This is a genomic window from Amycolatopsis sp. lyj-108 (assembly GCF_046549005.1).
Taxonomy (GTDB): domain Bacteria; phylum Actinomycetota; class Actinomycetes; order Mycobacteriales; family Pseudonocardiaceae; genus Amycolatopsis.
Window position 1 is genome coordinate 840,650 of record NZ_JAJPWQ010000002.1, and the last position, 22,782, is coordinate 863,431.

The following is a 22,782-nucleotide window of genomic DNA, read 5'->3' on the forward strand; positions in this document are numbered from 1 at the left end:
TTGGGGGAGGTGCGGTGACCGATCCGAGCGAGGCCGGAACGGGCCCGATCCGGCTGCCCGTCCACTACGACGACGCCCCGACACCACCGCACGGGGCGCGCGCTCCGTACGCGCCTTCGCCGTGGCCGCCCGCGATGGCGCCGTTGCGGGTGCCGTTCCCGCCTCCGCCCGTTGCCCCGCCGCCCATGGGGGCCTTGCGGACCGAACGGGAGAGCGTGATCGCGCTGTTCCTCGTGCACATGTTCCCCATCGGGCATCTGCCGGTCGCGATGGGGAAACCCGCGCGCCAGTTGTCGCTCCCCGAAGGCGGTTCCGGCCCGCAGGATCACCCCGAAGCGGACGTGCTGGACGATCTGGACGCGTTGTCACACGTCAGCAGCGGCTTCCGGCGATCGCCGACGACTCCGGCCGTCGCGCCCCCGCCGGCGTTGACCAGGGGACACGACCCGTGGGGCGGAACGTCCCAAGAGGACTGGACGGCGCGCTTCGCCGGAGAAAACGGTTATCTGTGGCCGCCCGCCGAACTCTTTCCCGAGGGCGGCATCGATCCTGCGACGCCGACGATGCTCGAAGCAGGCACGCATCTCGACCGCTTCGGGGATCAGCACGGCCGGGTGTTCGCCGAGGACGGGACCCTGTTCCCGATGCGCTCGCTGCCGCCAGACCTGGTCACCACGTACCGGCGTTACCGCGTCGTCCGGCCGTTGCCGGTCTGGCGATCGGTGACCGCCGAATGGTTCGGCCAGCCGGGCGGCGGGGTGCGCTTTCGCACGGTGCTGGGCGCCGATGAACTCGTCACGCTGGGCTACCTGGCGGACGTCACGGGGGAGGTTCGGTGAACACGGGGACGATCCTGCGGTGGCTGGCCGCGTTGGGTGTGCCTGCCGAGGTGGTCTCGGTCGGCGCGGAGACGGACAACGCCTGGTGCCTCATGCGCACCGAGGAAGAAGACGCCGAGCCCGCCTGGGAGGTCTTCTGGCGCGAGCAGGGCAACCGGTACGACTGGGCGCGTTTCACCAGCGAACAGGTCGCCTGCCACTACCTCTTCGGCCGCCTCGCCTGGTCTCAGGTCGCACGCGGCGCCGTCGGCCTGCTGCCCGGCGCGCAGTGACACGCCTTGGCTGAGGAGTTGCGAAAGTGGCTTTCGCGACCTGCCCGGCCCACGCGCGTTCAGCGCTTCAGGATCGCCAGGACCTCGTCGTGGACCAGGCCGTTCGTCGACAGCGCCGAGCCGTTGTCGTAGCGCGCTTCGCCGTCGAGGTCGCTGAACCGGCCACCGGCTTCGGTGACCAGCACCTGGGCGGCCGCGACGTCCCACGGGTTCACGATGCATTCCGCGGTGACGTCGAGAGCGCCCTCGGCGACCAGGCAGTGATGCCAGAAATCGCCGAAAGCGCGGCTTTCCCAGCACGCGTCGACGAGGTCGAGGTACTTCTCGCGTGAGTGGTACTCCACCCAAGAGTTCAGGTCCGTTGTGGACAGATACGCGTCTTCGAGCGACGCGACTTTCGACACCGAGATGCGGCGCTCACCGGCGGAATCGCTCATCCAGGCACCGTCGCCGGTGGCGGCCCACCAGCGGCGGCCGAGCAGCGGCGCGCTGATCATCCCCACCACGGGGGTGCCGTCTTCGACCAGCGCGATCAGCGTCGCCCAGACCGGGACGCCACGCAGGAAGTTCTTGGTCCCGTCGATCGGGTCGAGCACCCAGGCGCGGCCGGTCGCCGCGGTGCCGCCGCGTTCCTCGCCGAGCACCGCGTCTTCCGGCCGGTCGGTGGCGAGGATCGCGCGGATGGCGTCTTCGACCGCGGTGTCGGCGTCGGTCACCGGCGTCCGGTCGGGTTTGCGCTCCACGGCCAGGTCGAGCGCGCGGAACCGGGCGGTGGTGATGGCGTCGGCGGCGTCGGCCAGCCGGGTGGCGAGTTCCAGATCATTCTCGTAGCCAGGCACGGTCACGATGCTTTCACGCCCGGCAGTCGTAGAGTTGGCCAGGTGAGCATGGTGCTACTCGCCGAGGACGACCCGGCCATCGCCGATCCGCTTTCCCGCGCACTCCAGCGGGAGGGGTATGACGTGCGTGTCGTCGGCGACGGTCCCGCCGCTCTCGACGCGACCGAGAGCGATCGGGTGGATCTGCTGGTCCTCGATCTCGGCCTACCCGGTATGGACGGGCTCGAGGTGTGCCGCCGCCTGCGCGCCAGCGGCACCGAGGTGCCGGTGCTGATGCTCACCGCGCGCACCGACGAGGTCGATTTCGTGGTCGGGCTCGACGCCGGCGCGGACGACTACGTCGCCAAGCCGTTCCGGCTCGCCGAACTGCTGGCCCGTATCCGGGCGCTGCTCCGCCGCCGGGCCCCCGACGTGCTCGAAGCCGGGGGAGTGCGGATGGATCTCGGTGCCCGGATGGTCACCGTGGACCTGCACGAGGTGCAGCTGGCGAACAAGGAGTTCGAGCTGCTCCGGGTGCTGATGAGCCGCGCGGGCCAGGTGGTCAGCCGCGACGAGATCCTCGCCGAGGTGTGGAACGACCTCGAATCGAAGACCTCGAAGACCCTCGACATGCACATGTCGTGGCTCAGGCGGAAGCTCGCGATCGCGGCCGACGAAGCCGCCGGCCGAGCGGGCAAACCCGGCGGGAACGGCGACGGCGAACGGCGGATCGCCACGGTCCGCGGCGTCGGCTTCCGCTTCAACGCGGAATAGCATGCGCCGTCGCATCCTGCTGGCGATCCTGCTCGCGGTCGCGGTCACCGCGGCGGTGCTGGGCATCCCGCTGGGGATCACCGCCTGGCAACTGGTCGAGAACCTCAACCGCGAAAACCTCGCTTCGTCGGCCCGCGGGATCGCGGCGACGCTCGACAACGAGATCGCCGTCGGCCAGCCGATCAACCTCGACCTCGTCCGGGTCGCCGTCCCGCAGGGCGGTTTGCTGACCGTCCGCGCACAGGGGCAGATCGAGAAGCGGTACGGCTCCGACCCCGGCTCGGACGTGGTGTCCGAGCGGGCGCCGATCGCGTTGCACGGCGAGGTCGAGCTGGCCGTGCCCGCCGGGCCGATGCGCACCCGCCAGACGCAGGTGACGCTGCTCGTACTGCTGCTTGTCGTGCTGTCGGTGGGCACCGGAACGGTGGTCGCGACGGTGACCGCGCGAAGGCTCGCGAAACCGCTGAGACACGTCGCGGATCGCGCGGTCAAACTCGGCGGCGGCGACTTCCGGCCGGATCCCAAGCGCTACGGCGTCGGCGAGCTCGACATGGTCGCCGAAGCGCTCGACGCGTCCGGTTCGGCGCTCGCGCAGCTCGTCCAGCGGGAACGCCAGCTCGTCGGCGATGTCTCCCACCAGCTGCGGAGCCGGTTGACCGCGTTGCAACTGCGGCTCGAACCACTCACCGTCTACCCCGATCAGGACGTCGTCGACGAGGCGAAGGCCGCGCAGGAACAGGCGGACCGGCTTGCCGAGGCCCTCGACGAGCTGCTGGCCGCCGCGCGAGCGGCGCGGGAGGTCGGCGCGGAGCCGGTGAGCCTGCAGGAAGTGCTTCCCGAGGTCTCCGAAGAATGGCGACAGCTGCTTCGCGCCGAAGGCAGGCATCTGCGGATCCGGGTCACCGAGGGGCTGAGGGCGAGGGCGACGCCGGGCCGCCTCCGAGAGGTCGTCGGCGTGCTGCTCGACAACGCGCTCCGCCACGGCGCGGGAACGGTCACGCTCGCCGCCCGGCGTGGCGACACCGAGGGCACCGTCGTTATCGAGGTCGCCGACACCGGCTCGGGCGTACCCGACGAGCTGGCGCCGCACATCTTCGAACGAGGCTTCTCCGGCGGCGGCTCGACCGGCGTCGGGCTCGCGCTCGCCCGCGCGCTCATCGAAGCCGACGGCGGGCGGCTGGAGCTGTCGAGCAAGCAGCCGGCGGTGTTCAGTCTCTTCTTGAAGGTGCCCCGGCCGGGGGATGTGGCCGAAGTGCGCTGGCCCGCCGAGCGGGTCCCGCGCTAAGACCTCCCCAAGGATCTCCCGATCGGGCAATGCCGCGGAAGCGCGCCGACCTACCGTCGGGGGGTGCGTGCGACGGCGTTCCGGTACCGCCCACCGGTGAGTCCGGTGGCCGCGGCGACCCTGGAGATCGGCAAGGTGGCGATCTCCGTGCGGTTGTCCTTCGACGGCGCTCTGTACGCGTGCCGCAAACTGCCCGGCGTGGTGGAACGGATGGAGGCCGAAGCGCTGGACCTGCTGTCGAAGGGGCTGTTCGTCAGCGGGATCGACACCCCGGTCGCGACCGTCACCGGAGCGGCGGGGCACCGGTTCATCCAGGAGAGCGCGGTGTTCCAGCCGCCGGACAGCCGGCTCTACCGGGGCATGTGCGGGGTCGGCGCCAGCCGGAACGGGCTGACGTTGACCGGGATGATCGGCTACCGCCTCGAAGTCCGTGCGGGGTGGGCCAGCAGGGCGGGTGACTGCGGCCCGCCCGCAACGGCCGCCGAATGGGCCGAACTCTTCGGCGGGCAGCTGGCGTCCATCGGCGGGGTGGTCTTGCGGCGGTCGTCGCTGCTCAGTCTCGGTACTCCGCCGTGACCGTGACGACGAAGGCCGCCCTGGCGGGCAGACCGAGGCTGACCCACAGCCCGGTCGGATCGGTCTCCCCGAGGGCCATCCGCAACGGCTGCTCGCCGACCATGAGGAACTCCGTCCCGAGCAGCACCCGCAGCGACCGGTCGAGCAGGGTGTGCTCGTCCCGGACCTTGTCCGCCCGCGCCGTGACCAAATAGGACAGTTCGCACCGCTTCGCCCGCACGGCGCCGGTTCCCGGGCCGGCGCCGTGCAGGGCGAAGAGGAACAGATCGACGCTCGACACCCGCGTCTCGGTCTGCCAGGCAGGTTTCGGCGGATCCAGCCGGACCACCGTCCCCTCCGGCAGATGAGGCGCGATGAGCAGGCACAACGCCTCGTCGACCTGGGTGATCACGGGGTCAGATCAGTCCCTCACGCAGTGCGTATGCCACCGCGTGCGAGCGGTTCCGGAGCTGGAACCGGTTGGTCACGTCGTGCAGGATGCTCTTCACCGTGCGCTGCGAGTAGCAGAGCTGGTCGGCGATCTCCTGCGTCGAGAATCCCGACGCGACCAGTTTGAGCACCTCGGTCTCCCGGCTGCTCATGCCACCGAACTGCAGGCCGCGCGGCTGCAGGACCTGGCGTTGCAGCCGCGAGACCCGGTGCAGCAGTCTGCCGAGCAGGTCGGGCGGCAACGCGCCTTCCCCGGCCGCGGCCGCCTTGATCAGCCGGACCAGGACGTCGGCGCCCGCCTCGGAACGGCGGGCGACCGCGCAGACGCCGTGCTCGATGGCGCTGAGGATCTCGTTGTCGTCGACTTCACCCGCGACGAGCACGATGCGGGTGAACCCCTGGTGATGCAGTGCGGACAGCAGTTGCGTCATCGCCTCGTCGAGGCGGTCGGTGACCAGGAGGGCCACCATCGTCGGGTCGGCGGTCTCCCCGTCCACCAGCCAGACATCGTCACGGGAGCGGAGCGTCATGCAGACGCCGTTGTGCAAAATCGGATCGGTGGCGCGGACGACCACGGGCGTCCGGTTCGGTTCGAACATGTGATTCCCATTCCCCTCGAACGGTGCGAGGGTCCCACCCCTCACCCTGCTCACCCTGCCGGGTGAGGTGTCCCGGGCGCATGGGACTCCGGTCCCGACATTGCCCGAAAAGCCGCCCTTATCGGGGTTTTCAAATTCCGCTTTTCAACGACCCAGCCCGGCTTCGCGGGCGCGCACGATGGCTTCGGCGCGGTCGGCGACGTGGAGTTTGCTGAAGACGTTGGAAATGTGGTTCCGTACGGTCTTCGGGCTGAGACACAGAGTGCTGGCGATGGCGGTGTTGCTGTGCCCGCCCGCGATGAGCGAGAGGACCTCTCGTTCGCGGACGGTCAGTTCCGGGAACACGGTGTCCGTACTCGGCTGAGTGTGGTTGAAGAAGCCGAGAACCCGCGTCGCGATGTCGGGCCCGAAGATCGCTTCGCGCCTCGCGACGGCGTGAACGGCACGAATGATTTCGTCGGGTTCGGCGTCTTTGAGCAGATATCCGCGGGCTCCGGCACGCATCGCGGAGAAAACCGATTCGCTTTCGTCCGCCATCGTCAACATCAGCACCCCGACACCGGGCCGCTCGGCGACGATGTGCCGGGTCGCTTCGGCGCCGCTGATGTCGGGCAGATGCAGATCCATGACCACGACGTCGGGCGCGAGGGCGCTCGCCGCGCTGATCGCGTGCGCGCCGCTCGCGGCCTCACCGACCACGTCGACCTGCGGCTCGTTGGCGAGCAACGTGCAGACCCCGAACCGGAACAACGGATGGTCGTCGACCACGAGCACGCGAAGGCGTTCATTCATCTGGTTCCCCCTGTCTCCCCGACGCGGCACGTTAGCGAGAGGGCCGGACGTGGACAACGCGCGGTCCGGACAGCGGACCGCGAGAAATTAAACGCCTGATGAGTGTCGCGTATCGCCGGGGTCCGCCCAACCCATTAACCCTTTCGGCGCAGTGGTGGGTCACAAGTACGCGAAGGGAGTTGCGGGCGGGTGGTAGCAAGGGTCCCTTGCTCCCGCGCCTGCCCCTCCCGCCCGCCGCCGATGCAATGAAAGAGCCTTTCCTTGCAAATTTCGCAAGGAAAGGCTCTTTCATTGCACACGTGGGCCGTGAAGGCCTCCTTCCCTACTCTGAAGGTAGGGAAGGAGGCCCTCACGGACTCTGGGTCCCTCAAGGAGGCCTTCACGGACGCCAGAGCCAGGCGAGAGCAAAGGTCCCTTGCTCACTTTCCGCAGGTCAGGCGAAGGCGGCGGCGTGCTCGCGGGCCCAGTCGGCGAACGTCAGCGGCGCCCGGCCGAGCAGTTCGCGCACGGTGTCGAACACGATCTCCTCGTTCCCGGCGGACTGCCGTTTGAGCTCGAACATCCCATCGACCGCGGAAGCGGGCCAGCCGTACCCGAGCATCCGGGCTCGAGAATCGGCTTCGGGCTCTTCGACGTAAGTCAGCCGCCGCCCGAGCGCGTCGCCGAGGATTTCGACCTGCCGCCGCGTCGTGAGTGCTTCGCCGCCGGTGATCGGGTACGTCCTGCCCGCGTGCCCGTCGCTGGTCAGCACGGTCGCGGCGACTTCGGCGATGTCGCGGGCGTGCACCAGCGCGGACGACGGATCGCCCTCGGGAACGCGGATGACCCCGTCGCCGCGGACGGCGTGCAGCCATGCGAACCGGTTGTCCATGAAGGTGCCGGGGCGCAGGATCGTCCAGTCCGGCCCGGCCTCGCGCACGGCCTGTTCGGCCTCGGCGTGCACGAGGGAGATCGGGTCGGTCTGTCCGAAGTGGACTCCGGTGGTGGAGAGTTTGACGATGTGCGCGACACCGGTGGCGGCCTTGAGCACGGTTCGTTCCTGAGTGAGCGGGTCGGAGCCGTGCCCGGAGGTCAGGACGAACACGCGGTCGACGCCGTCGAGCAGTGCCGGGTCGAAGGCGTCGAGATCGCCGGCGGCGACCTCGGCACGCGGGTCGATCCGGGCGCGGGCGGGGTCGCGTGTCAGGGCACGCACGCGGGCGCCCTTGTCCAGCAGGGCGGGAACGAGTTCGCGGCCGATTTTGCCGGTGGAACCGAGTACGAGAATCATCGAAAGACTCCTTTAGTGGTTGCGCCGCAAGGAAACGCGCGGCAGGAAGAGGGAAGCGGCGAGGCCGGCCGCCAGCGCGGGGACCATCACCCAGAACACGCCGCCGAGCGCGGACGCGTATCCGGCGGGACTGTCGTCGGTGAACGCGTTCGTGAACACCACGCCGAAAACGGTCAGCCCGGCCGTGGTGCCGAGTGAACGCAGGAAACCGACGGTCGCCGAAACGGCACCGAGATCGGTCCGGGCGACGTCCTGCTGGGCCGCCATGGAAAGCACCTGCATGTTGAGCCCGGCCGCCGCGCCGAACACGACGAGATAGGCGACGACGAGCGGCAGTGGTGTCGTTTCGTCCATTGTGGACATGGCGAGGGCGGCGGCGAGGCCGAGGGCCATGCTGAGGATCGGCGCCCAGCGATAGGCGCCGGTCTTGGCGATGATCCGGCCCGCGACCATCGACGACGCGGCGACCGCGAGGGTCATGGGCAGCAGCAGGAGCCCGGCTTCCGAAGGTCCGGCGCCGCCCGCGGCCTGCAGGAAGAGCGCCAGATAATTGACCGAACCGAGGAAGACGAACCCGGCCGCGGCACTGGCCAGGACGCTCAGGCTGAACATCCTGGCGCGGAAGAGCCGAAGCGGGATGACCGGTTCGGCCGCCCGGCGTTCGATGACCAGGAAGGCGACGAGCAGTACGGCGCCGATCGACGCCGAAAGCGGCGTCGCCAGGGTCAGGCCGACGATCGCGCCGGACAGCACGACGATGCCCGCGAAGTCGAACGGCGCGGTCTTGCGGCGTCGTTCGAGCCGCAGGAATCGCGCGACGATGACGAACGCGACCAGCCCGATCGGCACGTTGATCCCGAAGATCGACCGCCAGCCGGCGAGGTCGGTCAGGACGCCGCCGACGACCGGGCCCGCCAGCGAGGAGCCGGCGAAACAGATCGAGAACCAGGCGAAGTAGCGGGCGCCTTCGCGACCCGGGAACAGTTCGCCGATGATCGCGGCGACCGCGACGAACAGGCCGCCGGAGCCGATGCCCTGCAGGACACGGGCGGCGATCAGCAGCGGCATCGTCGGCGCGAGCGCGCAGGCGAGCGAACCGAGGACGAACAACGCGATCGCGACGAGCACGACGCGCTTACGGCCGAAGAGGTCACCGAGCTTTCCGTAGACGGGCGCGCTGACGCTGCCCGCCAGCAGGTAGACGGTGGTGACCCAGGCGAACGAGGTCGCGCCGCCGAGTTCGCCGACCATGCGTGGCAGCGCGGTCGCGACGACCTGGGCGTCGAGCATCGCCAGGAACACGGCGGCGAAGAGCCCGACGAGGGCAAGGGTGTTTCGGGCGCGCGGAGGCGCGCCGAGAGCGGTGCTCAAGAAAAGATCCGTTCACTGGAAGAAACGAGGGAACGCGAGGGACGCGGAGCACTGCTCGAAAGCAGCCCCGGATCCCCGCCAAGACGGGAAAAGGCTCAACCGTCATCCGAACCGGATGCGGTCCTCTTCGCGCTTGGCGATCACCTCGAATTCGTCCCGCTCGACCGTACGAACCCGGCCGGCGTCATCAGTGAAGGAACGTTGACATGGATGACCCTAAACAATCACATGTCGTTTGACAAGTACTTAGCGGAGAGGGACGACGTCGTCGTCCGGCTCGTCGCTGTCCCGGCGGCGTTTGCCCAGCTCATCCGGGAAGACCCACTTCTTGAAACCCCAGAAGCGGAAGAACATCGCCAGGAGCATGCCGATGATCGACCCGCTCGTGAAGTCGGCGAACTCCTGGACGAACCGCGTCACATGCGGCACTTCGAGGTCGAAGATGTAGCGCGACGTGTAGAGCGGGATCAGGTTGACCACCACGGCGATCCCGCTGATCACGAAGAAGAGCGCCGCCTCGTGATGCCGCTCGCGGCCGCCGCGGGTCCGGAAGGACCACTCGCGGTTCAGGATGTACGACACGATCGTCGCGACGATGATCGCGATCGCTTTCGCCGTGGTCGGCTTCGACTCCAGCACGGTGAGTTTCAGCAGGTACCAGACGCCGTTGTCGACGAGGAACGTCGTGCCGCCCACGATCGCGAACTTCAACAGCTCACGGTGCTTGATCAGCACGGATCGGAACGGCTCGGGCGTCCTCGAAAGGACGGATTCGACCACGGTCACCGGATCAGTCTAATTCGCTTCGCCCGTCGAATGGGCTGGGAGGGGATGGACAGTGCGTTATATGACGCTTTGGGCGGTTCGGGGAACGACTGGTCCGCCTTTGTCGTTCATGCGCCCTGACCTGCGGAAAGGGAGCAAGGGACCTTTGCTATCGCGTGACGGTCAGGCAGCGGAGTCGTCGGGAATGTCGGAAATCTCCGGTCCGCCGCCGCGCAGCAGCCGCGGTCGCGCGCCGGCCTCCGGGAAGACCCACTTCTTGAACGACCACCAGCGGAACGCCGTGCCGAGCAGGGTCCCGATGAGCACGCCGCTGACGAAGTCGGCGATCTCCTGGGTCAGCAGCCCGACGTGCGGCTGCTCCAGGTCGAACACGTACCGCGAAACCAGTTGCGGAAGCGCGTTGAGGCCGAGCGCGATCGCGCTGATCAGGAAGAAAAGCGCCGCTTCGTGGGTTCGCTCACGCCCGCCGCGGGTGCGAAAGGACCATTCACGGTTCGCGACGTACGAAAAAACGGTCGCCACCAGCACGCCGATGATCAGCGCGGTCACCGGTTTGTCGGTCAGCACGGTGAACTTCAGGCCGTACGTGATCGTCATCGTGATGACGAAACTCGCGCCCCCGACCAAGACGAATCGCAGCAGTTCGCGATGCTTCCCCCGCATGCGCGCGACGCTACTGGAAAATACGGTCGACCACTCCGTTGGGTCGAGTGGACGGCTTCGTCTTGTCCGGCCGCGGTGGCGCGCTCGTGGTCGTGGTCGGCTCCGCGGGGGCGGGCTGTTGCTTCGCAGGCTCCGAAGGCGTCGCTGACGGCGAAGGCTTCTTCGACGGAGAAGGCCAGCCTGGCCGCCCCGGCTTCGTCGTCTCAGGCGTGCCCGAGGGCTTCGAAGTGACCGAAGGCAGTGAAGGCACCGTGGTCGGCGGAAGCAGCGCGTTGTCGTCACACCAGTGGTGCCAGCAGCCGAAGTAGACCGCGACCGGCTTCGCCTTGGCGACGCCGAGGGTGGCGTTCACCATCACTGGAACGTTCTCCGCCGGGCGGCCCTTCAACCGGACCAGCAGCCCCACCTCACGGCCCGGGGCCAGCGAGCCGCGCGAAGTGCACGACGCGCCTTCGCCGGTCGGGGTGCAGCGGATGCCGTACGCGCTCCAGGAGTTGAGCACGCGGTGGTCGATGGTGATCGTGACCGGCTTCGTCGTCTTGCCGGTGTTCTTCACCCGGATCTTCATCAGCGGATGGTGGTTCCACGGGAACGCCGACAGCCCGTCGCCCTCGGCACTCAGGTCGACGCCGTCCGGCGGGGCGGGCACCTTGACCTTCACCGCGACCGACACCTTGATCTGCGCGCCCGCCGTCACCGAACCGGTGACCACGCTGCCGTCCACGGCCGTTTCGTCGGCGAGCAGCCGGAACGTCAGCACCGCGGACTGTCCGGGTTCGAGGCCGGTACCGGTCCGGCAGGTCACCGTGCCGGTGCCACCGGGGCAGCTGACCGCGATCGGAGCCGGCGCCTGCTGCCGGAAGCCGGTGACGCCCATCGCGCCGCCGCCGGCGGCGGGAACGGCCCGCACACCCTTCGGCAGGTTCAGCGAGACCGCCACGGGCTCGGACTTCGATCCACCGTCGTTGCGCACGGTGATCGGCAGGTTGGCTTCTTCACCGGGCTGGAGCTGGACACCGCCGGCCGGCGTCGACGCCGTCATCACCGGAGGCGCCGGAATCACCGGCGAGGGCGCGGGCGGCTCGGCGGGTGCCGGGGGTGTGGCCGAAGGCGCCGGAGGCGGCACCTGCTGCGCGGGCGGCACGGGCTGCTGTGCAGGCGGGACGGCAGGCGGGACGGCCGGGGGCACCACGGGCGGGGCCCCGGGGGTGGGGGCGGGTGCGACGACGGCGGGCGGCGGGACGGCCGCGGCGGCCGGGATCTCCTGCGTACCGCCACCGGCGGCGAGCGCCACCGCGACCGCGGCGACGATGGCCACGCTCGATCCGGCCACTCCGGCGAACTGGCGCGGTCCGGCCGCGGCCGCGCCGGCGGCCCCGCCCGAACTCGAACCCGCGGCGGCGGCCGTCGCGGCCGCGGTGACCGCGCCCGCCTTGCCCGCGCCGGTCGTCGCCAGGTAACCGAGAGCCGCGCCACCGAGCACGATCGGCGCGATGATCCCGCGCAGACCGGTGTTGACGTCGGCCAGTTCCGCGGCCAGCGCGCGGCAGTTCTCGCATTCGTCCAGGTGGCTCTCCACCTGGGCACGTTCGCGTTTGGACAACCCGTCGCGGGTCCACGCGCCGAGCTTGTCCGCGCTCGCGCGGCACCGTTCGGCGGAGTTCTCGGCCAGGTGGACCTGCAGATACGCCTGCCGCAGACCTTCACGCGCGCGGTAGGCGAGCGCGGAGACACCGTTCGCGGTCAGCCCCAGCAGCGGCGCGACCTCGGCGGGCGTCTGCCCCTCGATCTCGGTGTGCCACAGCACCGCCTGCCACCGCTCGGGCAGCCGGGCGAACGCCTTCGCGGCGAGCGTGCGCTCGAGCCCGGCGACGGCGGTGTCGGAGAAGGGGACCGTCAGCGCTTCGCCGACGGCGCCGCCGACGTCGGACATGTCCTCGTTCAGGTCGACGCGCTTGTCCTTGCGCGTCTTGTCGTAGGCGGTGTGCCGGAGCGCGGTCAGCAGGTATGCGCGGAACGCGGCGTCCGGGCCTTTGCCGACGCGCAGCGTGTCCAGCACCTTCGCGAAGGCTTCCGAAACGAGGTCGTCGGCCTCGGAACTGGAGCGGGCGAGCTGGCGGGCGAGGTTGTGCGCCGCGCCGGCGTGGCGCTCGTACAGGGTTCCGTAGGACGCGATCTTCCCGTCACGCACCTCGGCGATCAGCTCGGCGTCACTCCTACCGGAGAGATCGGCGGGAACGGTGGACACGGGGCTCCTTCATCTGCTGGTTCGGCGGGTCTACTGTCTTAAACGCCCGAACCCGCTCAGTGTGACGGACTGGGCGACGCACGTCACCTCGCGGCCCCGTCGATGACCCGGAGAGCGCAACACCTTCACCCGCACCGGGTTACCGAAGAGTTCGGAAAGATCCTTGGAAAACGCCGTCACGCGCGGCGTGGACCGGCGTCCCCACCGTGAAGCGATCGCAAGATCGAAAAGATCGGAACGGAAAGGGGCGGTGGGCAGTGGACGTACCGGCCACCGGTGCGCCGTCCGGGGGATCCGACGGGCAAACCGCCTGGAACCGGTTCGAACGAGATCGCACGCTCCGCGCACTGCGGGCCCGCTGGCGCACGGCCAGCCTGGCCGCGGGCTGGCGTTTCCCCAGTGACTGGGGCCTCCCCGAGGTCGACGCCGTCTGCGCGGCGGTGATCAAGAACGGCCGGGTCGCTCCCGCCGAGGTGGCGGAGACCGCCCTCGCGGGGCTGGGCCGGGCACGGGCCGCCGCGGGTGCCGGGCTGGCCGAAACGCTCGCGGACCTCGCGGCGTTGCACGCCGTGCTCGCCGATCCGGACGCGGTCGACGGCTTCCTCGAACCGGATGTCGACTCCACACCCTCCCGGTTACTCCGGGTCACGGCGCTGGCATGGGCGGACGTCGCGACCGACCAGCTCGTGAACACCGAGGTCACCGAACCGCTCACCGGACTGCCCACCGCCGCGTACCTGAGGACCCGGTTGAGCGAGCTGTACCGCCAGGCCCGTCGTGACGAACGGCCGGTCGCGGAGGCGCACACGCTTCTCGTGGTGTCGATGGACTTCAGCTCGGTCGCGGGCTGGCCCCGGCTGACCGGGATGATCCTGGTCGCGGACGCCTTGAAGCAGGTGTTCGACGGCGGGGAGAGCGTCGCCTCGATCGGGCCGTCCGTCGCGGGCGTGCTCGTCCCGAAGGACGTGCGGCTCGCTTCGTCCGGCGTCGCGCTGCGAAGGGCGCTGAACGAGCGGCTTTCGGTGGACGCCCAGCTACGGGACACCGGCCGCCCGCAGATCTCGGCCGTCCGGCTCCCGGCGACCTACGATCTGGCGTGCGATCTCCTCGGCAGTCTCGCGCGCTCCTGACGCGGGGTAGCGTAAGACGTTCTCCAGGTCACGGCCGACCCTGTCGACCAGGCACGACCCGGTTCATGATTTCCTGTTTGCGTGACCCGGACTGTTCCCGCCGACGCCAACGGCGACGTTTCGGCGAGCCGCCCGCAGCATCGTCTCTCGCTGCGGAAGTCGCTCGCCCGCTTGTCCGTCCGGCCGAGATCGATCCTGATCCTGTCGGTGATCCCGCTGGTCGCCATCGGTTTCGGTATCTGGGGCTGGCAGCACGAATGGGTGCTCGGCGTGGACAGCGCGGTCTACCGCGCCGGCGCCGAGACGCTGTTGAACGGCGACCCGCTGTACGACGCGAACACACTTCCGGTGGAACCGTGGTGGGCGTTGTTGCCGTTCACCTACCCACCGACCGCCGCGCTGCTTTTCATCCCGCTCGCGCTGGTCCCGACGCAGGTCGCCTGGGGGCTCCTGACCGCGGTCTCGCTGCTCGCGCTGGCGCTGTGCGTCCGGATCGCCATCGGCGCGCTGCCGAAGCCCTCGACCGACGGCCCCCGCTGGTGGGCTTCGCCCGCCCGCTCGACGATCGCGTTCTTCCTGGTCTTCCTCGGCCTCGAGCCGGTGTGGCGCACGGTCTTCCTCGGCCAGATCAACATCATCCTGATGGCGCTGGTCATGCTCGACATCCTCGTCATCGGGGCGAGGGGCAGCCGCTGGGGCGGCGTGCTCGTCGGCGTCGCGGCCGCGGTCAAGCTCACCCCGATCGTGTTCCTGGGGCATCTCTTCATCACCGGCCGCCGGATGGACGCCATCCGCGGGCTCATCACCTTCGTCGTGATGCAGGGCCTGATGTTCCTGATCATCCCGCACGACGCGGCCCGGTACTGGACCTACACGCTGCCCGACACCGGCCGCATCGGCCCGGTGCACTGGGCGGGCAACCAGTCGCTGAACGCGCTGATGAACCGCTTCACCGAGCTCGCGCCCTGGGCGTCGAAAGCGGCGATGGGGATCGGCGCGCTGCTCGCGATCCCCGCGATCTGGCTGGTGCTGCGCTTCCACCGCAAGGGCCAGGCGCTCGCGGCGATGCTCGTGACGGCGTTCTGGATCCTGCTGATCTCGCCGATCTCCTGGACGCATCACTGGGTGTGGGTGGCGCCGCTGGTCGTCCTGCTGGTCTCGCGGCTGCCGAAGACCACGCCCGCCACCGCGTGGAAACGCTGGCTAGGCACCTTCGCGGTGTTCTTCGTCTTCATCAGCTGTGTCCTGCTGATCCTGCCGAACGGCCGGAATGTCGAGCTGCACTGGAAGGTGTGGCAGAACATCCTCGGCAGCGCGTACATCTTCATGCCGCTCGTGCTGGCGCTCGCGCTCGCCGGGCGCTGGTGGTATCTGCGGCGGAAGCGGAGCGACGACGACAAGCATGCTGAAGTCACGGCCGGCGGCTGACCCCCGGGTCGTCGGGGCCACGCTGGCGGGTGTGCTCGCACTGGCGATGCTCACGCTGGGCGTCGTCGCCTGGCTGGGGGAATGGCACCTCGGCGCGGACAGCGCCGTCTACCGCGCCGGTGCCCTCACCCTGCTGAAGGGGGAACCGCTCTACACCCGCGAGGCGCTGACGACGCTGCCGCCGTGGGTGCTGCTGCCGTTCACCTACACCCCGGCCGCCGCGCCGCTGTTCCTGCCGCTCGCGATCGTCCCCGCCGGGCTGACCTGGGGCGTCGTGGGCGCGCTCTCCCTGGTCTGCCTGAGCGTCGTGATCTCCGTGGTCGCCCGCGCCTGCGGCGCCCCCATCACCCGGTGGTGGGTACTGCCGCTGGCCACGGCGGGCGCGCTGGCGCTGGAGCCGGTCTGGAAGACGATCTTCCTCGGGCAGATCAACCTCATCCTGATGGCGTTGATCGTCCTCGACGTCCTGGTGCTTTCGGCCCGCGGTTCGCGCTGGGCCGGGGTGCTGATCGGGATCTCGGCCGCGATCAAGCTGACGCCGCTGATCTTCGTGCCGCATCTGCTGTTCACCGGCCGCTGGAAGGACGCGCTGCGGGCACTCGGCACGTTCGTCGCGCTCGAAGCCGTGATGTTCGCGGTGATCCCCGGGGACGCCGTCCGGTTCTGGACGGAGTCGGCGACCGACCCCAGCCGGGTCGGCTCCGTGCACTGGATCTTCAACCAATCACTCAACGGACTGGTGAACCGCGCCTCGGAACTCGCGCCGTGGTCGCTGACCGTGGCCATCGCGATCGCCGCCGTCCTCGCCGTACCCGCCGTCTGGCTGGTCGTGCGCCTGCATCGCCGCGGCGATCCCGTCGGTGCGCTGCTGGTGACCGCGTTCTACGGGCTGTTGCTCTCGCCGGTGTCCTGGTCACACCACTGGGTGTGGACGGTGCCGCTGCTCGTCCTGCTCGTCCTCCGCCGATCGTGGGTTCCGGCCGCGGGCGTCGCGGTGCTGTTCGCGAGCGGGGTGATCATGTTCGTGCCCAACGGCGGGGACACCGAGTTCGGCTGGGGGATGGGCTGGTCCCTGCTCGGCAACGTCTACGTCCTCGCGGCTGCGATCGCCATCACAGGCCTGGCCGCACGGGAACTGCGACGCGGGTCCGCCCAGGTCGTGGCCGTGGCGGCCAAGTAATCTGCTCCTCGTTATGGACAAACGAACCGGTCTTCCGATCGTGGGCATGGTTGGCGGCGGACAGCTGGCCAGGATGACCCACCAGGCGGCGATCTCCCTCGGCCAGTCCCTGCGTGTGCTGGCCGCCGGGGAGAACGAATCCGCCGGCCTCGTCGCGGGTGAGGTCGTGCACGGGCACCACACCGACCTCGAAGCGCTGCGCTCGTTCGCCGCCGGGGTCGACGTGCTGACCTTCGACCACGAGCACGTCCCCGGCGAGCATCTGCTGACGCTCGCGATGGAAGGCGTCACCATCCGGCCCGATCCGGCCGCGTTGTCGATGGCGCAGAACAAGCTCGTCATGCGCGAGATGATGGCCGGACTCGAGATCCCCGGCCCCGCGTTCGCCGAAGTGTCCTCTGTGGACGACGTGATCACTTTCGGCGACAAGCACTCCTGGCCGGTGGTGCTCAAGGCGGCGCAGGGCGGTTACGACGGCCGCGGCGTCTGGATGCTCGACACCGCACAGCACGCCCGCGAGACCGTGCCCGAACTGCTCGACGCCGGAACCCCGCTGCTGGTCGAGGAAAAGGTCGTCATGCGGCGCGAACTGTCCGCGCTCGTGGCCCGGTCGCCGTTCGGGCAGGGCGCGGCGTGGCCGGTGGTGGAAACCGTGCAGTCCGGCGGGATCAACACCGAGGTGCTCGCGCCGGCGCCGGGGCTGAGCGTCCAGCGCACGCAGGAGGCGCAGGACCTGGCGCTGCGGATCGCCGCGACGCTGAACGTGACCGGCCTGCTCGCCGTCGAGCTGTTCGAGACCGACGAAGGCCTGCTGGTCAACGAACTCGCCATGCGCCCGCACAACTCCGGGCACTGGACCCAGGACGGCTCGAAGACGTCGCAGTTCGAGCAGCACCTGCGTGCCGTGCTCGACTACCCGCTCGGCGTGACCGACCTGATCGCCCCGGCCTGCGTGATGGCGAACGTCCTCGGCGCCCCCGAGGCGCCCGAGATGGGGCCGGACGAACGGCTGCACCACCTGTTCGCGCGGTACCCGGACATCCGTGTCCACTTGTACGGCAAGGGCGAGCGTCCCGGCCGCAAACTCGGCCACGTCAACCTCGTCGGCGAACGCATGGAGGAGCTGCGCGACCGCGCGCTGCTCGCCGCGCACTGGCTTTCCCACGCCGTCTGGCTCGACGGCTACGAAATTCACTAGGGAGTAATCGGATATGGCGCCGCAGGTTGGCCTGATCATGGGCAGCGACTCGGACTGGCCGACGATGGAAGCGGCCGGGCAGGCGCTGGCCGAGTTCGGCGTCGAGTACGAGGTCGGCGTCTACTCGGCGCACCGCACCCCGCAGCGAATGCTCGACTACGCGACTTCGGCCGCTTCGCGCGGTGTGCGCGTGATCATCGCGGGCGCCGGCGGGGCCGCGCACCTGCCGGGCATGGTCGCGTCGGCGACGGTGCTGCCGGTGATCGGCGTGCCGGTGCCGCTGAAGTACCTCGACGGCATGGACTCGCTGCTCTCGATCGTGCAGATGCCCGCCGGTGTCCCGGTCGCGACGGTCTCCGTCGGCGGCGCACGCAACGCGGGGCTGCTCGCGGTGCGCATCCTCGCCGCGTCCGACGAGGGCTTGCAGGCGAAGATGGCCCGCTTCCAGGCGGATCTGGAGCAGTTGGTGCTCGACAAGGACGCCGCACTGCGCTCGAAGCTCGGGCAACCCGGCACCTGATTGCGGTGGTTCGGCGTCGAACCACCGCAAGTAGGTGACTGATTGCGGTGGTTCACTCGGCGAGTTGCTTTCGTAGCTCTCGTTTGAGCACCTTCCCGGCGGCCGAAACCGGGATCTGGTCGACGAAGTGGATCGCGCGCAGCCGCTTGTAGGGCAGGACGCGAGCGCCGACGGCTTCCATGAGCTGCTCGGCGGTGACGTTTTCGTCGCTGCGCACCACGAACGCGACCGGAAGTTCGCCGACCTCGGTGTCCGGTTTGCCGACGACGGCCGCCGCGGAGACGCCGGGAAGGGTGATCAGCAGCTCTTCGAGTTCGCGCGGGAAGACGTTGTATCCCTTGTACAGCAGCATGTCCTTCTTGCGATCCACAATGGACAGATAACCGTCCTCGTCGAGGATGCCGATGTCGCCGGTGTGCAGCCAGCCGTCGACGAGCGCGGCCGCGGTCTCCTCGGTGCGGTTGCGATAGCCGGTCATCACCTGCGGGCCGCGCAGGCACACCTCGCCGCTTTCGCCCGCGGGCAACGGATCCTCGCCGCCTTCGGCCGAGACGATCTTGATCTCGGTGTCGGGTAGCGGAAGGCCGACCGAGCCGACCTTGCGGGTGGCGGAGCGATACGACGGCGCGATGACGGCGCCCATGGTGACCTCGGTGAGGCCGTAGCCCTCGGTGATGATCACCCCGGGGAAGCGATTCTGCAGTGCGCGGATCATCTCGTGGTTCATCGGCGCCGCCCCGGAACCGATGGTCAGTACCGAAGACAGGTCGGCCGTGTGAAAATCGGGGCAGGCGAGCAAAGCGGCGAACAGCGCGGGCGCCCCGCCGATGGTGGTGACCCGCAGCAGCTCGGCGTCGGCCACGTACGCGGCCGGGTCGAAGCGGTCGTGCAGGACGACGGTGCCGCCGTCGAGCAGCGGGACGTTCAGCGCGGCGATGGTGCCCATGGCGTGGAACCACGGCGTCAGGTTGAGGGCGATCCCGGTGCCGATCCGGGACGGCCATTCGTCCGGACCGCCGAGCTGGTCGACGATCACTTCTCCCGAGCCGTCGACGGCGGGGATCGCGCCCAGCCGCCAGCAGGAACTCTGCAGGCTGTTGACCACGACGTTCCGGTGTGGCAGGCAGACGCCCTTCGAGCGTCCGGTGGTGCCGCCGGTGTACGCCAGATGGGCGAGGTCGCGGTGGATGTCGATCTCGACGTCCGGCCGCTCGTCGGAGTGACCGGCGTAGAACCGCGTGAACTCGACTTCGTTCTCGCTCACTTCCTCGGGCGGGTGAACGACGATGCTCAGCCGGACCGCCGTCCGGTCACGGACCGCGGCGAGCACGCGCGCGACCGGGCCGACGGTGACGGCGGCGACCGCTCCGGCGTCGGCCAGCTGGAAGGCGAGGTCCTCGGGTGGTAGCAGGGGGTTCGCCGGGCTGAAGGTCGCGCCCGCGAGCAGTGTGCCGTAGTACGCGATCGGGTACGCCAGGCAGTTCGGCAGGTGAAGGGCCACCACGTCACCGCGGCCGATGCCCTCCGCACGCAGGGCGTTCGCGAACCGGCAGGCCGCGCTGTACGTCTCGGCGAAGGTGAGGCTCTGGTCTCCGTGGGCGAAGGCGGTTCGGGAGCCCCATCGAGCAGCGGCGCCGGCTAGCACCGAGCCGACCGGGACCTCGGGATATTCGAGCGACCGGGGGAACGGGGTGAGCTGCATCACTCGAACGTACGGACTTTGCGGTCAAAGACACAAGCGCACGCGATGTCGCACAATGTGAACGAGCGCTAACATCGGTCGAACTCTCATACGCGTTAGAAGAGGTGACGAAGGTGTCTGACGGCCCGGGTCTTTACCAGCTTGCCGAGGAGCACGAAGAGCTGCGGGCCGCGGTCCGTGCCTTGGCGGAGAAGGAAATCGAGCCGTACGCGGCCGAGGTCGACGAGGACGAGCGCTACCCGATCGAGGCTTACAACGCCCTGGTCAAGTCGGGTTTCAACGCCGTCCACATCGACGAGGCCTACGACGGCCAGGGTGCGGACGCCATCGCGGCCTGCATCGTGATCGAAGAGGTCGCGCGTGTCGACGCGTCGGCGTCGCTGATCCCGGCGGTGAACAAGCTGGGCACGGTGCCGATCATCCTTTCGGCGTCGGAAGACCTCAAGAAGCTGGTGCTGCCCTCGATCGCCTCCGGCGAGGCGTCGGCGTCGTACGCGCTTTCGGAGCGCGAAGCCGGCTCGGACACCGCGTCGATGCGCACCCGCGCGAAGCTCGACGGCGACCACTGGGTGCTCAACGGCACCAAGTGCTGGATCACCAACGCGGGTGAATCGTCCTGGTACACCGTGATGGCGGTGACCGACCCCGACGCCGAGAAGAAGGCCAACGGCATCTCCGCGTTCGTCGTCCACAAGGACGACCCCGGCTTCACCGTCGGCTCGAAGGAGCGGAAGCTCGGCATCAAGGGCTCGCCGACCCGCGAGATCCACTTCGAGAACTGCACCATCCCGGCCGACCGCATCATCGGCGAGCCCGGCACCGGCCTGAAGACCGCGCTGCGCACCCTCGACCACACCCGCCCGACCATCGGCGCGCAGGCGCTGGGCATCGCGCAGGGCGCACTCGACGCGTCGATCGCGTACGTCAAGGAGCGCAAGCAGTTCGGCAAGTCGATCTCGGAGTTCCAGGGCGTCCAGTTCATGCTGGCCGACATGGGCATCAAGATCGAAGCCGCCCGGAACCTCGTCTACGCCTCCGCCGCGGCGACCGAACGCGGCGACAAGCGCGGCGGCTACATGGCCGCGGCCGCGAAGGCGTACGCGTCGGACATCGCGATGTCGGTGACGACGGACGCCGTGCAGCTCTTCGGCGGCGCGGGCTACACCCGCGACTTCCCGGTCGAGCGCATGATGCGCGACGCGAAAATTACGCAGATCTACGAAGGCACCAACCAGATCCAGCGCATGGTCATGGCGCGCGCCCTGCTCAAGGGCTGAGTTCTCAAGTACATGAAGGCCCCCTTCCTTGCGCCTGACGCAAGGAAGGGGGTCTTCATGTACTTCCAGGCTCGCATTCAGGTGACGAAATGCGCAGGTGAGATCGCCCCTCGGTGAGATGCTTCACGGAAGTACGGCGATCATGGCCGCACGGTGTCACTCTCGAAGGATGTTCTGGTTCGCTCCGGTGTCGTGGACACCGCACGACGAGGCCGAGCTGATCGCCGGCTGGCGGTTGTGGCTCGAACTCGGGGATCGCACGTGGCCGTCGGCCGCGTGGGACGGGACGGCGGCCGACGTCGTCAAGCCGCTGCGTGAGCTGGTCGCGGCCTGCGACGACATCGAGACGGGGTACCGCGAGGCCGTCGACGAACCGTCGGAGGAGTTCATCCGGATCATCCAGTTCCTCGTGTGGACCGTGAGCACGGTGATCGAACTGTGGGCCGACGACGAGGTCCCGCTCGACGCCGAGCGGATAGCGTTGCTGCACGCCGATCTGGCCGGCTTCGCCGAGCAGGCCGAGCGGGTGCTCGAGGTGTTGGCCGTCAGCGGGGGCTGGACGGGTCTTGCCGCGGAGCATCGGCGGACGGATCGCTGAGCGATTCCGGTTTCTCGACCCACGCGAACCGCGAGCCCGCCAGGTGCTCGGTCAACGGGCGGTCCAGCGAGAGCAGGGTCGCAGGGGTGCCGCACGGGTCCTCACCGGGCACGATCTCGTAGCCGGTCTCGAACACCGACTCTTCCTTCTCGTCGGACTCGACGTCGTGCCGCGTGACATCGTTGTCGATCGACCACGTGCCCCCGAGGGTGCGATGGACCTTCAAGACCAGGTCGCCCGGCGTCGACCAAGTGAAGCGCGACACCGCGAACTCGGTGCTCCAGCTCGCCCAGTAGAGCCATCCGGAGCCGTCGTGGCGGAACACCAGGTCGACGGTTTCGACGCTGCCCGGATGCAGGATCTCGTCCGACCACCGGCCGGTCAGCCGTTCGTCCGTCACGGTGGGGATTCTGCCGTACGGGGGAGATAACATCCGCGACCTTCCACAGAGGACATGCCGCCGACCGGGTCCGCTTCCTGTCGGGTACCTGTCGATCACGCTCCGGAGGTGCCATCGGAGGCGCCCGGTGCCCTACCGTGATCCGGGTAAGTTGAATATTCACCGACCAGAAAGCTGATACCCGATGTTCGCTCGTTTCAAGGATGTCGCCCTCCTGCTCGGCCGGATCGGTGTCGGTGTGGTCTTCCTCGCACACGGCCTGCAGAAGTGGGAAAACGGGATCGACGGCACCGCGAAGTTCTTCGAGCAGACCGGAATCCCGCTGCCGACGCTCGCGGCGATCTTCGCGATCGCGGTGGAGATCGTGGGCGCGATCTTGTTCATCGTCGGTTTCCTGACGCCGCTGGTCGGCCTCGGCTTCGTCGTGGTCTCCGTCGGCGCCCTGCTCTCGGTGCACCTCGACAACGGCCTCACCGGCCAGGGCGGTTACGAACTCGTGCTCGTCCTGGCGGTCGCCGGGCTCGCGCTCGGCTTCAACGCCGGCAAGCTGTCGCTCGACCACGTGCTCTTCGGACGTAAGCGTGAGGCGAAGCAGCTCCAGGACGCCTAACTCCGGATGCTATGAAA

24 protein-coding genes are annotated in these 22,782 nt (G+C 69.1%); 13 read left to right on the forward strand and 11 right to left on the reverse strand.

All coding sequences use genetic code 11. The features are described 5' to 3' along the window. The first annotated feature begins 14 nt into the window (after window positions 1-14). Both ACLJO0_RS10420 and ACLJO0_RS10425 read left to right on the forward strand, forming a co-directional pair. Window positions 15-839: a TNT domain-containing protein gene (locus ACLJO0_RS10420; protein ID WP_410577839.1), complete on the forward strand. Its 825-nt coding sequence runs from the start codon at window positions 15-17 to the stop codon at window positions 837-839. Beyond that, window positions 836-1,111, forward strand: a complete 276-nt coding sequence (locus tag ACLJO0_RS10425; protein WP_125789032.1) for a hypothetical protein — start codon at window positions 836-838, stop codon at window positions 1,109-1,111. Before ACLJO0_RS10420 ends, ACLJO0_RS10425 begins: the two co-directional genes overlap by 4 nt. A 59-nt stretch (window positions 1,112-1,170) precedes the next feature. Here the strand turns inward: ACLJO0_RS10425 and hisN are convergent, their stop codons facing one another. Then, on the reverse strand, window positions 1,171-1,956 hold the full coding sequence (gene hisN / locus ACLJO0_RS10430) for a histidinol-phosphatase (protein ID WP_410577841.1): 786 nt from the start codon (window positions 1,954-1,956) through the stop codon (window positions 1,171-1,173). Window positions 1,957-1,998: 42 nt separating this feature from the next. Between hisN and ACLJO0_RS10435 the strand changes: the two genes are divergently transcribed. The 3 genes from ACLJO0_RS10435 to ACLJO0_RS10445 all read left to right on the forward strand — a co-directional run bounded on the left by ACLJO0_RS10435 (window position 1,999) and on the right by ACLJO0_RS10445 (window position 4,564). Beyond that, complete coding sequence (locus ACLJO0_RS10435) at window positions 1,999-2,703, forward strand: response regulator transcription factor (protein WP_034304815.1); 705 nt, start codon at window positions 1,999-2,001, stop codon at window positions 2,701-2,703. Window position 2,704: 1 nt separating this feature from the next. Continuing rightward, entirely contained in the window at window positions 2,705-3,988 is a 1,284-nt protein-coding gene (locus ACLJO0_RS10440; protein ID WP_410577843.1) for an ATP-binding protein, read from the forward strand. 63 nt (window positions 3,989-4,051) lie between these two features. Then, window positions 4,052-4,564, forward strand: a complete 513-nt coding sequence (locus tag ACLJO0_RS10445; RefSeq protein WP_410577845.1) for a hypothetical protein — start codon at window positions 4,052-4,054, stop codon at window positions 4,562-4,564. On the opposite strand, the gene ACLJO0_RS10450 is transcribed toward ACLJO0_RS10445, so the two are convergent. The 8 genes from ACLJO0_RS10450 to ACLJO0_RS10485 form a co-directional block, all read right to left on the reverse strand. Next, the gene (locus tag ACLJO0_RS10450) at window positions 4,542-4,955 is read right to left on the reverse strand and encodes a hypothetical protein (protein ID WP_410577847.1); all 414 of its coding nucleotides are present in this window, start codon (window positions 4,953-4,955) and stop codon (window positions 4,542-4,544) included. The two genes, ACLJO0_RS10445 and ACLJO0_RS10450, sit on opposite strands and share 23 nt — an antisense overlap. 4 nt (window positions 4,956-4,959) lie before the next feature. Next, window positions 4,960-5,592, reverse strand: coding sequence for a helix-turn-helix transcriptional regulator (locus tag ACLJO0_RS10455; protein ID WP_125789036.1), 633 nt, complete (start codon window positions 5,590-5,592; stop codon window positions 4,960-4,962). A 144-nt stretch (window positions 5,593-5,736) separates the two neighbouring features. Next, window positions 5,737-6,384 (reverse strand): response regulator, encoded by a 648-nt coding sequence (locus ACLJO0_RS10460; protein ID WP_410577849.1) that lies wholly within the window; start codon window positions 6,382-6,384, stop codon window positions 5,737-5,739. A 433-nt stretch (window positions 6,385-6,817) separates the two neighbouring features. Next, a complete protein-coding gene (locus ACLJO0_RS10465; protein ID WP_410577851.1) occupies window positions 6,818-7,654 on the reverse strand; it encodes an NAD(P)H-binding protein in 837 nt (278 codons plus the stop codon). A gap of 12 nt (window positions 7,655-7,666) precedes the next feature. Further along, on the reverse strand, window positions 7,667-9,025 hold the full coding sequence (locus ACLJO0_RS10470; protein ID WP_410577853.1) for an MDR family MFS transporter: 1,359 nt from the start codon (window positions 9,023-9,025) through the stop codon (window positions 7,667-7,669). Window positions 9,026-9,271: 246 nt separating this feature from the next. Further along, window positions 9,272-9,811, reverse strand: coding sequence for a GtrA family protein (locus tag ACLJO0_RS10475; RefSeq protein WP_125789040.1), 540 nt, complete (start codon window positions 9,809-9,811; stop codon window positions 9,272-9,274). A 162-nt stretch (window positions 9,812-9,973) separates the two neighbouring features. Next, a complete protein-coding gene (locus ACLJO0_RS10480; protein WP_410577855.1) occupies window positions 9,974-10,474 on the reverse strand; it encodes a GtrA family protein in 501 nt (166 codons plus the stop codon). A gap of 10 nt (window positions 10,475-10,484) precedes the next feature. After that, window positions 10,485-12,722: a sigma-70 family RNA polymerase sigma factor gene (locus ACLJO0_RS10485; protein WP_410577857.1), complete on the reverse strand. Its 2,238-nt coding sequence runs from the start codon at window positions 12,720-12,722 to the stop codon at window positions 10,485-10,487. Window positions 12,723-12,979: 257 nt separating this feature from the next. Between ACLJO0_RS10485 and ACLJO0_RS10490 the strand changes: the two genes are divergently transcribed. From ACLJO0_RS10490 to purE, 5 genes are all read left to right on the forward strand, one after another. Then, window positions 12,980-13,852 carry a GGDEF domain-containing protein gene (locus ACLJO0_RS10490; protein ID WP_125796535.1) on the forward strand — a complete coding sequence of 291 codons (873 nt, stop codon included), beginning with the start codon at window positions 12,980-12,982 and terminating at the stop codon, window positions 13,850-13,852. An 81-nt stretch (window positions 13,853-13,933) separates the two neighbouring features. Further along, on the forward strand, window positions 13,934-15,280 hold the full coding sequence (locus tag ACLJO0_RS10495; protein WP_410577860.1) for a glycosyltransferase 87 family protein: 1,347 nt from the start codon (window positions 13,934-13,936) through the stop codon (window positions 15,278-15,280). Continuing rightward, window positions 15,255-16,460, forward strand: coding sequence for a glycosyltransferase 87 family protein (locus ACLJO0_RS10500; RefSeq protein ID WP_410577861.1), 1,206 nt, complete (start codon window positions 15,255-15,257; stop codon window positions 16,458-16,460). The genes ACLJO0_RS10495 and ACLJO0_RS10500 overlap by 26 nt, the downstream gene beginning before the upstream one ends. Window positions 16,461-16,473: 13 nt before the next feature. After that, a complete protein-coding gene (locus ACLJO0_RS10505) occupies window positions 16,474-17,658 on the forward strand; it encodes a 5-(carboxyamino)imidazole ribonucleotide synthase (RefSeq protein ID WP_396560334.1) in 1,185 nt (394 codons plus the stop codon). Window positions 17,659-17,671: 13 nt separating this feature from the next. Further along, window positions 17,672-18,178, forward strand: coding sequence for a 5-(carboxyamino)imidazole ribonucleotide mutase (gene purE / locus ACLJO0_RS10510; RefSeq protein ID WP_410577864.1), 507 nt, complete (start codon window positions 17,672-17,674; stop codon window positions 18,176-18,178). A 52-nt stretch (window positions 18,179-18,230) separates the two neighbouring features. Here purE and ACLJO0_RS10515 read toward each other — a convergent pair whose 3' ends face one another. Beyond that, window positions 18,231-19,880, reverse strand: a complete 1,650-nt coding sequence (locus tag ACLJO0_RS10515) for a class I adenylate-forming enzyme family protein (protein WP_410577866.1) — start codon at window positions 19,878-19,880, stop codon at window positions 18,231-18,233. A 104-nt stretch (window positions 19,881-19,984) separates the two neighbouring features. Between ACLJO0_RS10515 and ACLJO0_RS10520 the strand changes: the two genes are divergently transcribed. Together ACLJO0_RS10520 and ACLJO0_RS10525 are read left to right on the forward strand one after the other, a co-directional pair. Then, the gene (locus ACLJO0_RS10520) at window positions 19,985-21,157 is read left to right on the forward strand and encodes an acyl-CoA dehydrogenase family protein (protein WP_199746262.1); all 1,173 of its coding nucleotides are present in this window, start codon (window positions 19,985-19,987) and stop codon (window positions 21,155-21,157) included. 169 nt (window positions 21,158-21,326) lie between these two features. Beyond that, window positions 21,327-21,755: a hypothetical protein gene (locus ACLJO0_RS10525; RefSeq protein WP_125789919.1), complete on the forward strand. Its 429-nt coding sequence runs from the start codon at window positions 21,327-21,329 to the stop codon at window positions 21,753-21,755. Here ACLJO0_RS10525 and ACLJO0_RS10530 read toward each other — a convergent pair. Next, on the reverse strand, window positions 21,703-22,155 hold the full coding sequence (locus ACLJO0_RS10530; protein ID WP_410577868.1) for a hypothetical protein: 453 nt from the start codon (window positions 22,153-22,155) through the stop codon (window positions 21,703-21,705). The genes ACLJO0_RS10525 and ACLJO0_RS10530 overlap by 53 nt on opposite strands. Window positions 22,156-22,339: 184 nt before the next feature. On the opposite strand from ACLJO0_RS10530, the gene ACLJO0_RS10535 reads away from it, so the two are divergent. After that, complete coding sequence (locus ACLJO0_RS10535) at window positions 22,340-22,765, forward strand: DoxX family protein (RefSeq protein WP_125789921.1); 426 nt, start codon at window positions 22,340-22,342, stop codon at window positions 22,763-22,765. The last annotated feature ends 17 nt before the right edge of the window (window positions 22,766-22,782 follow it).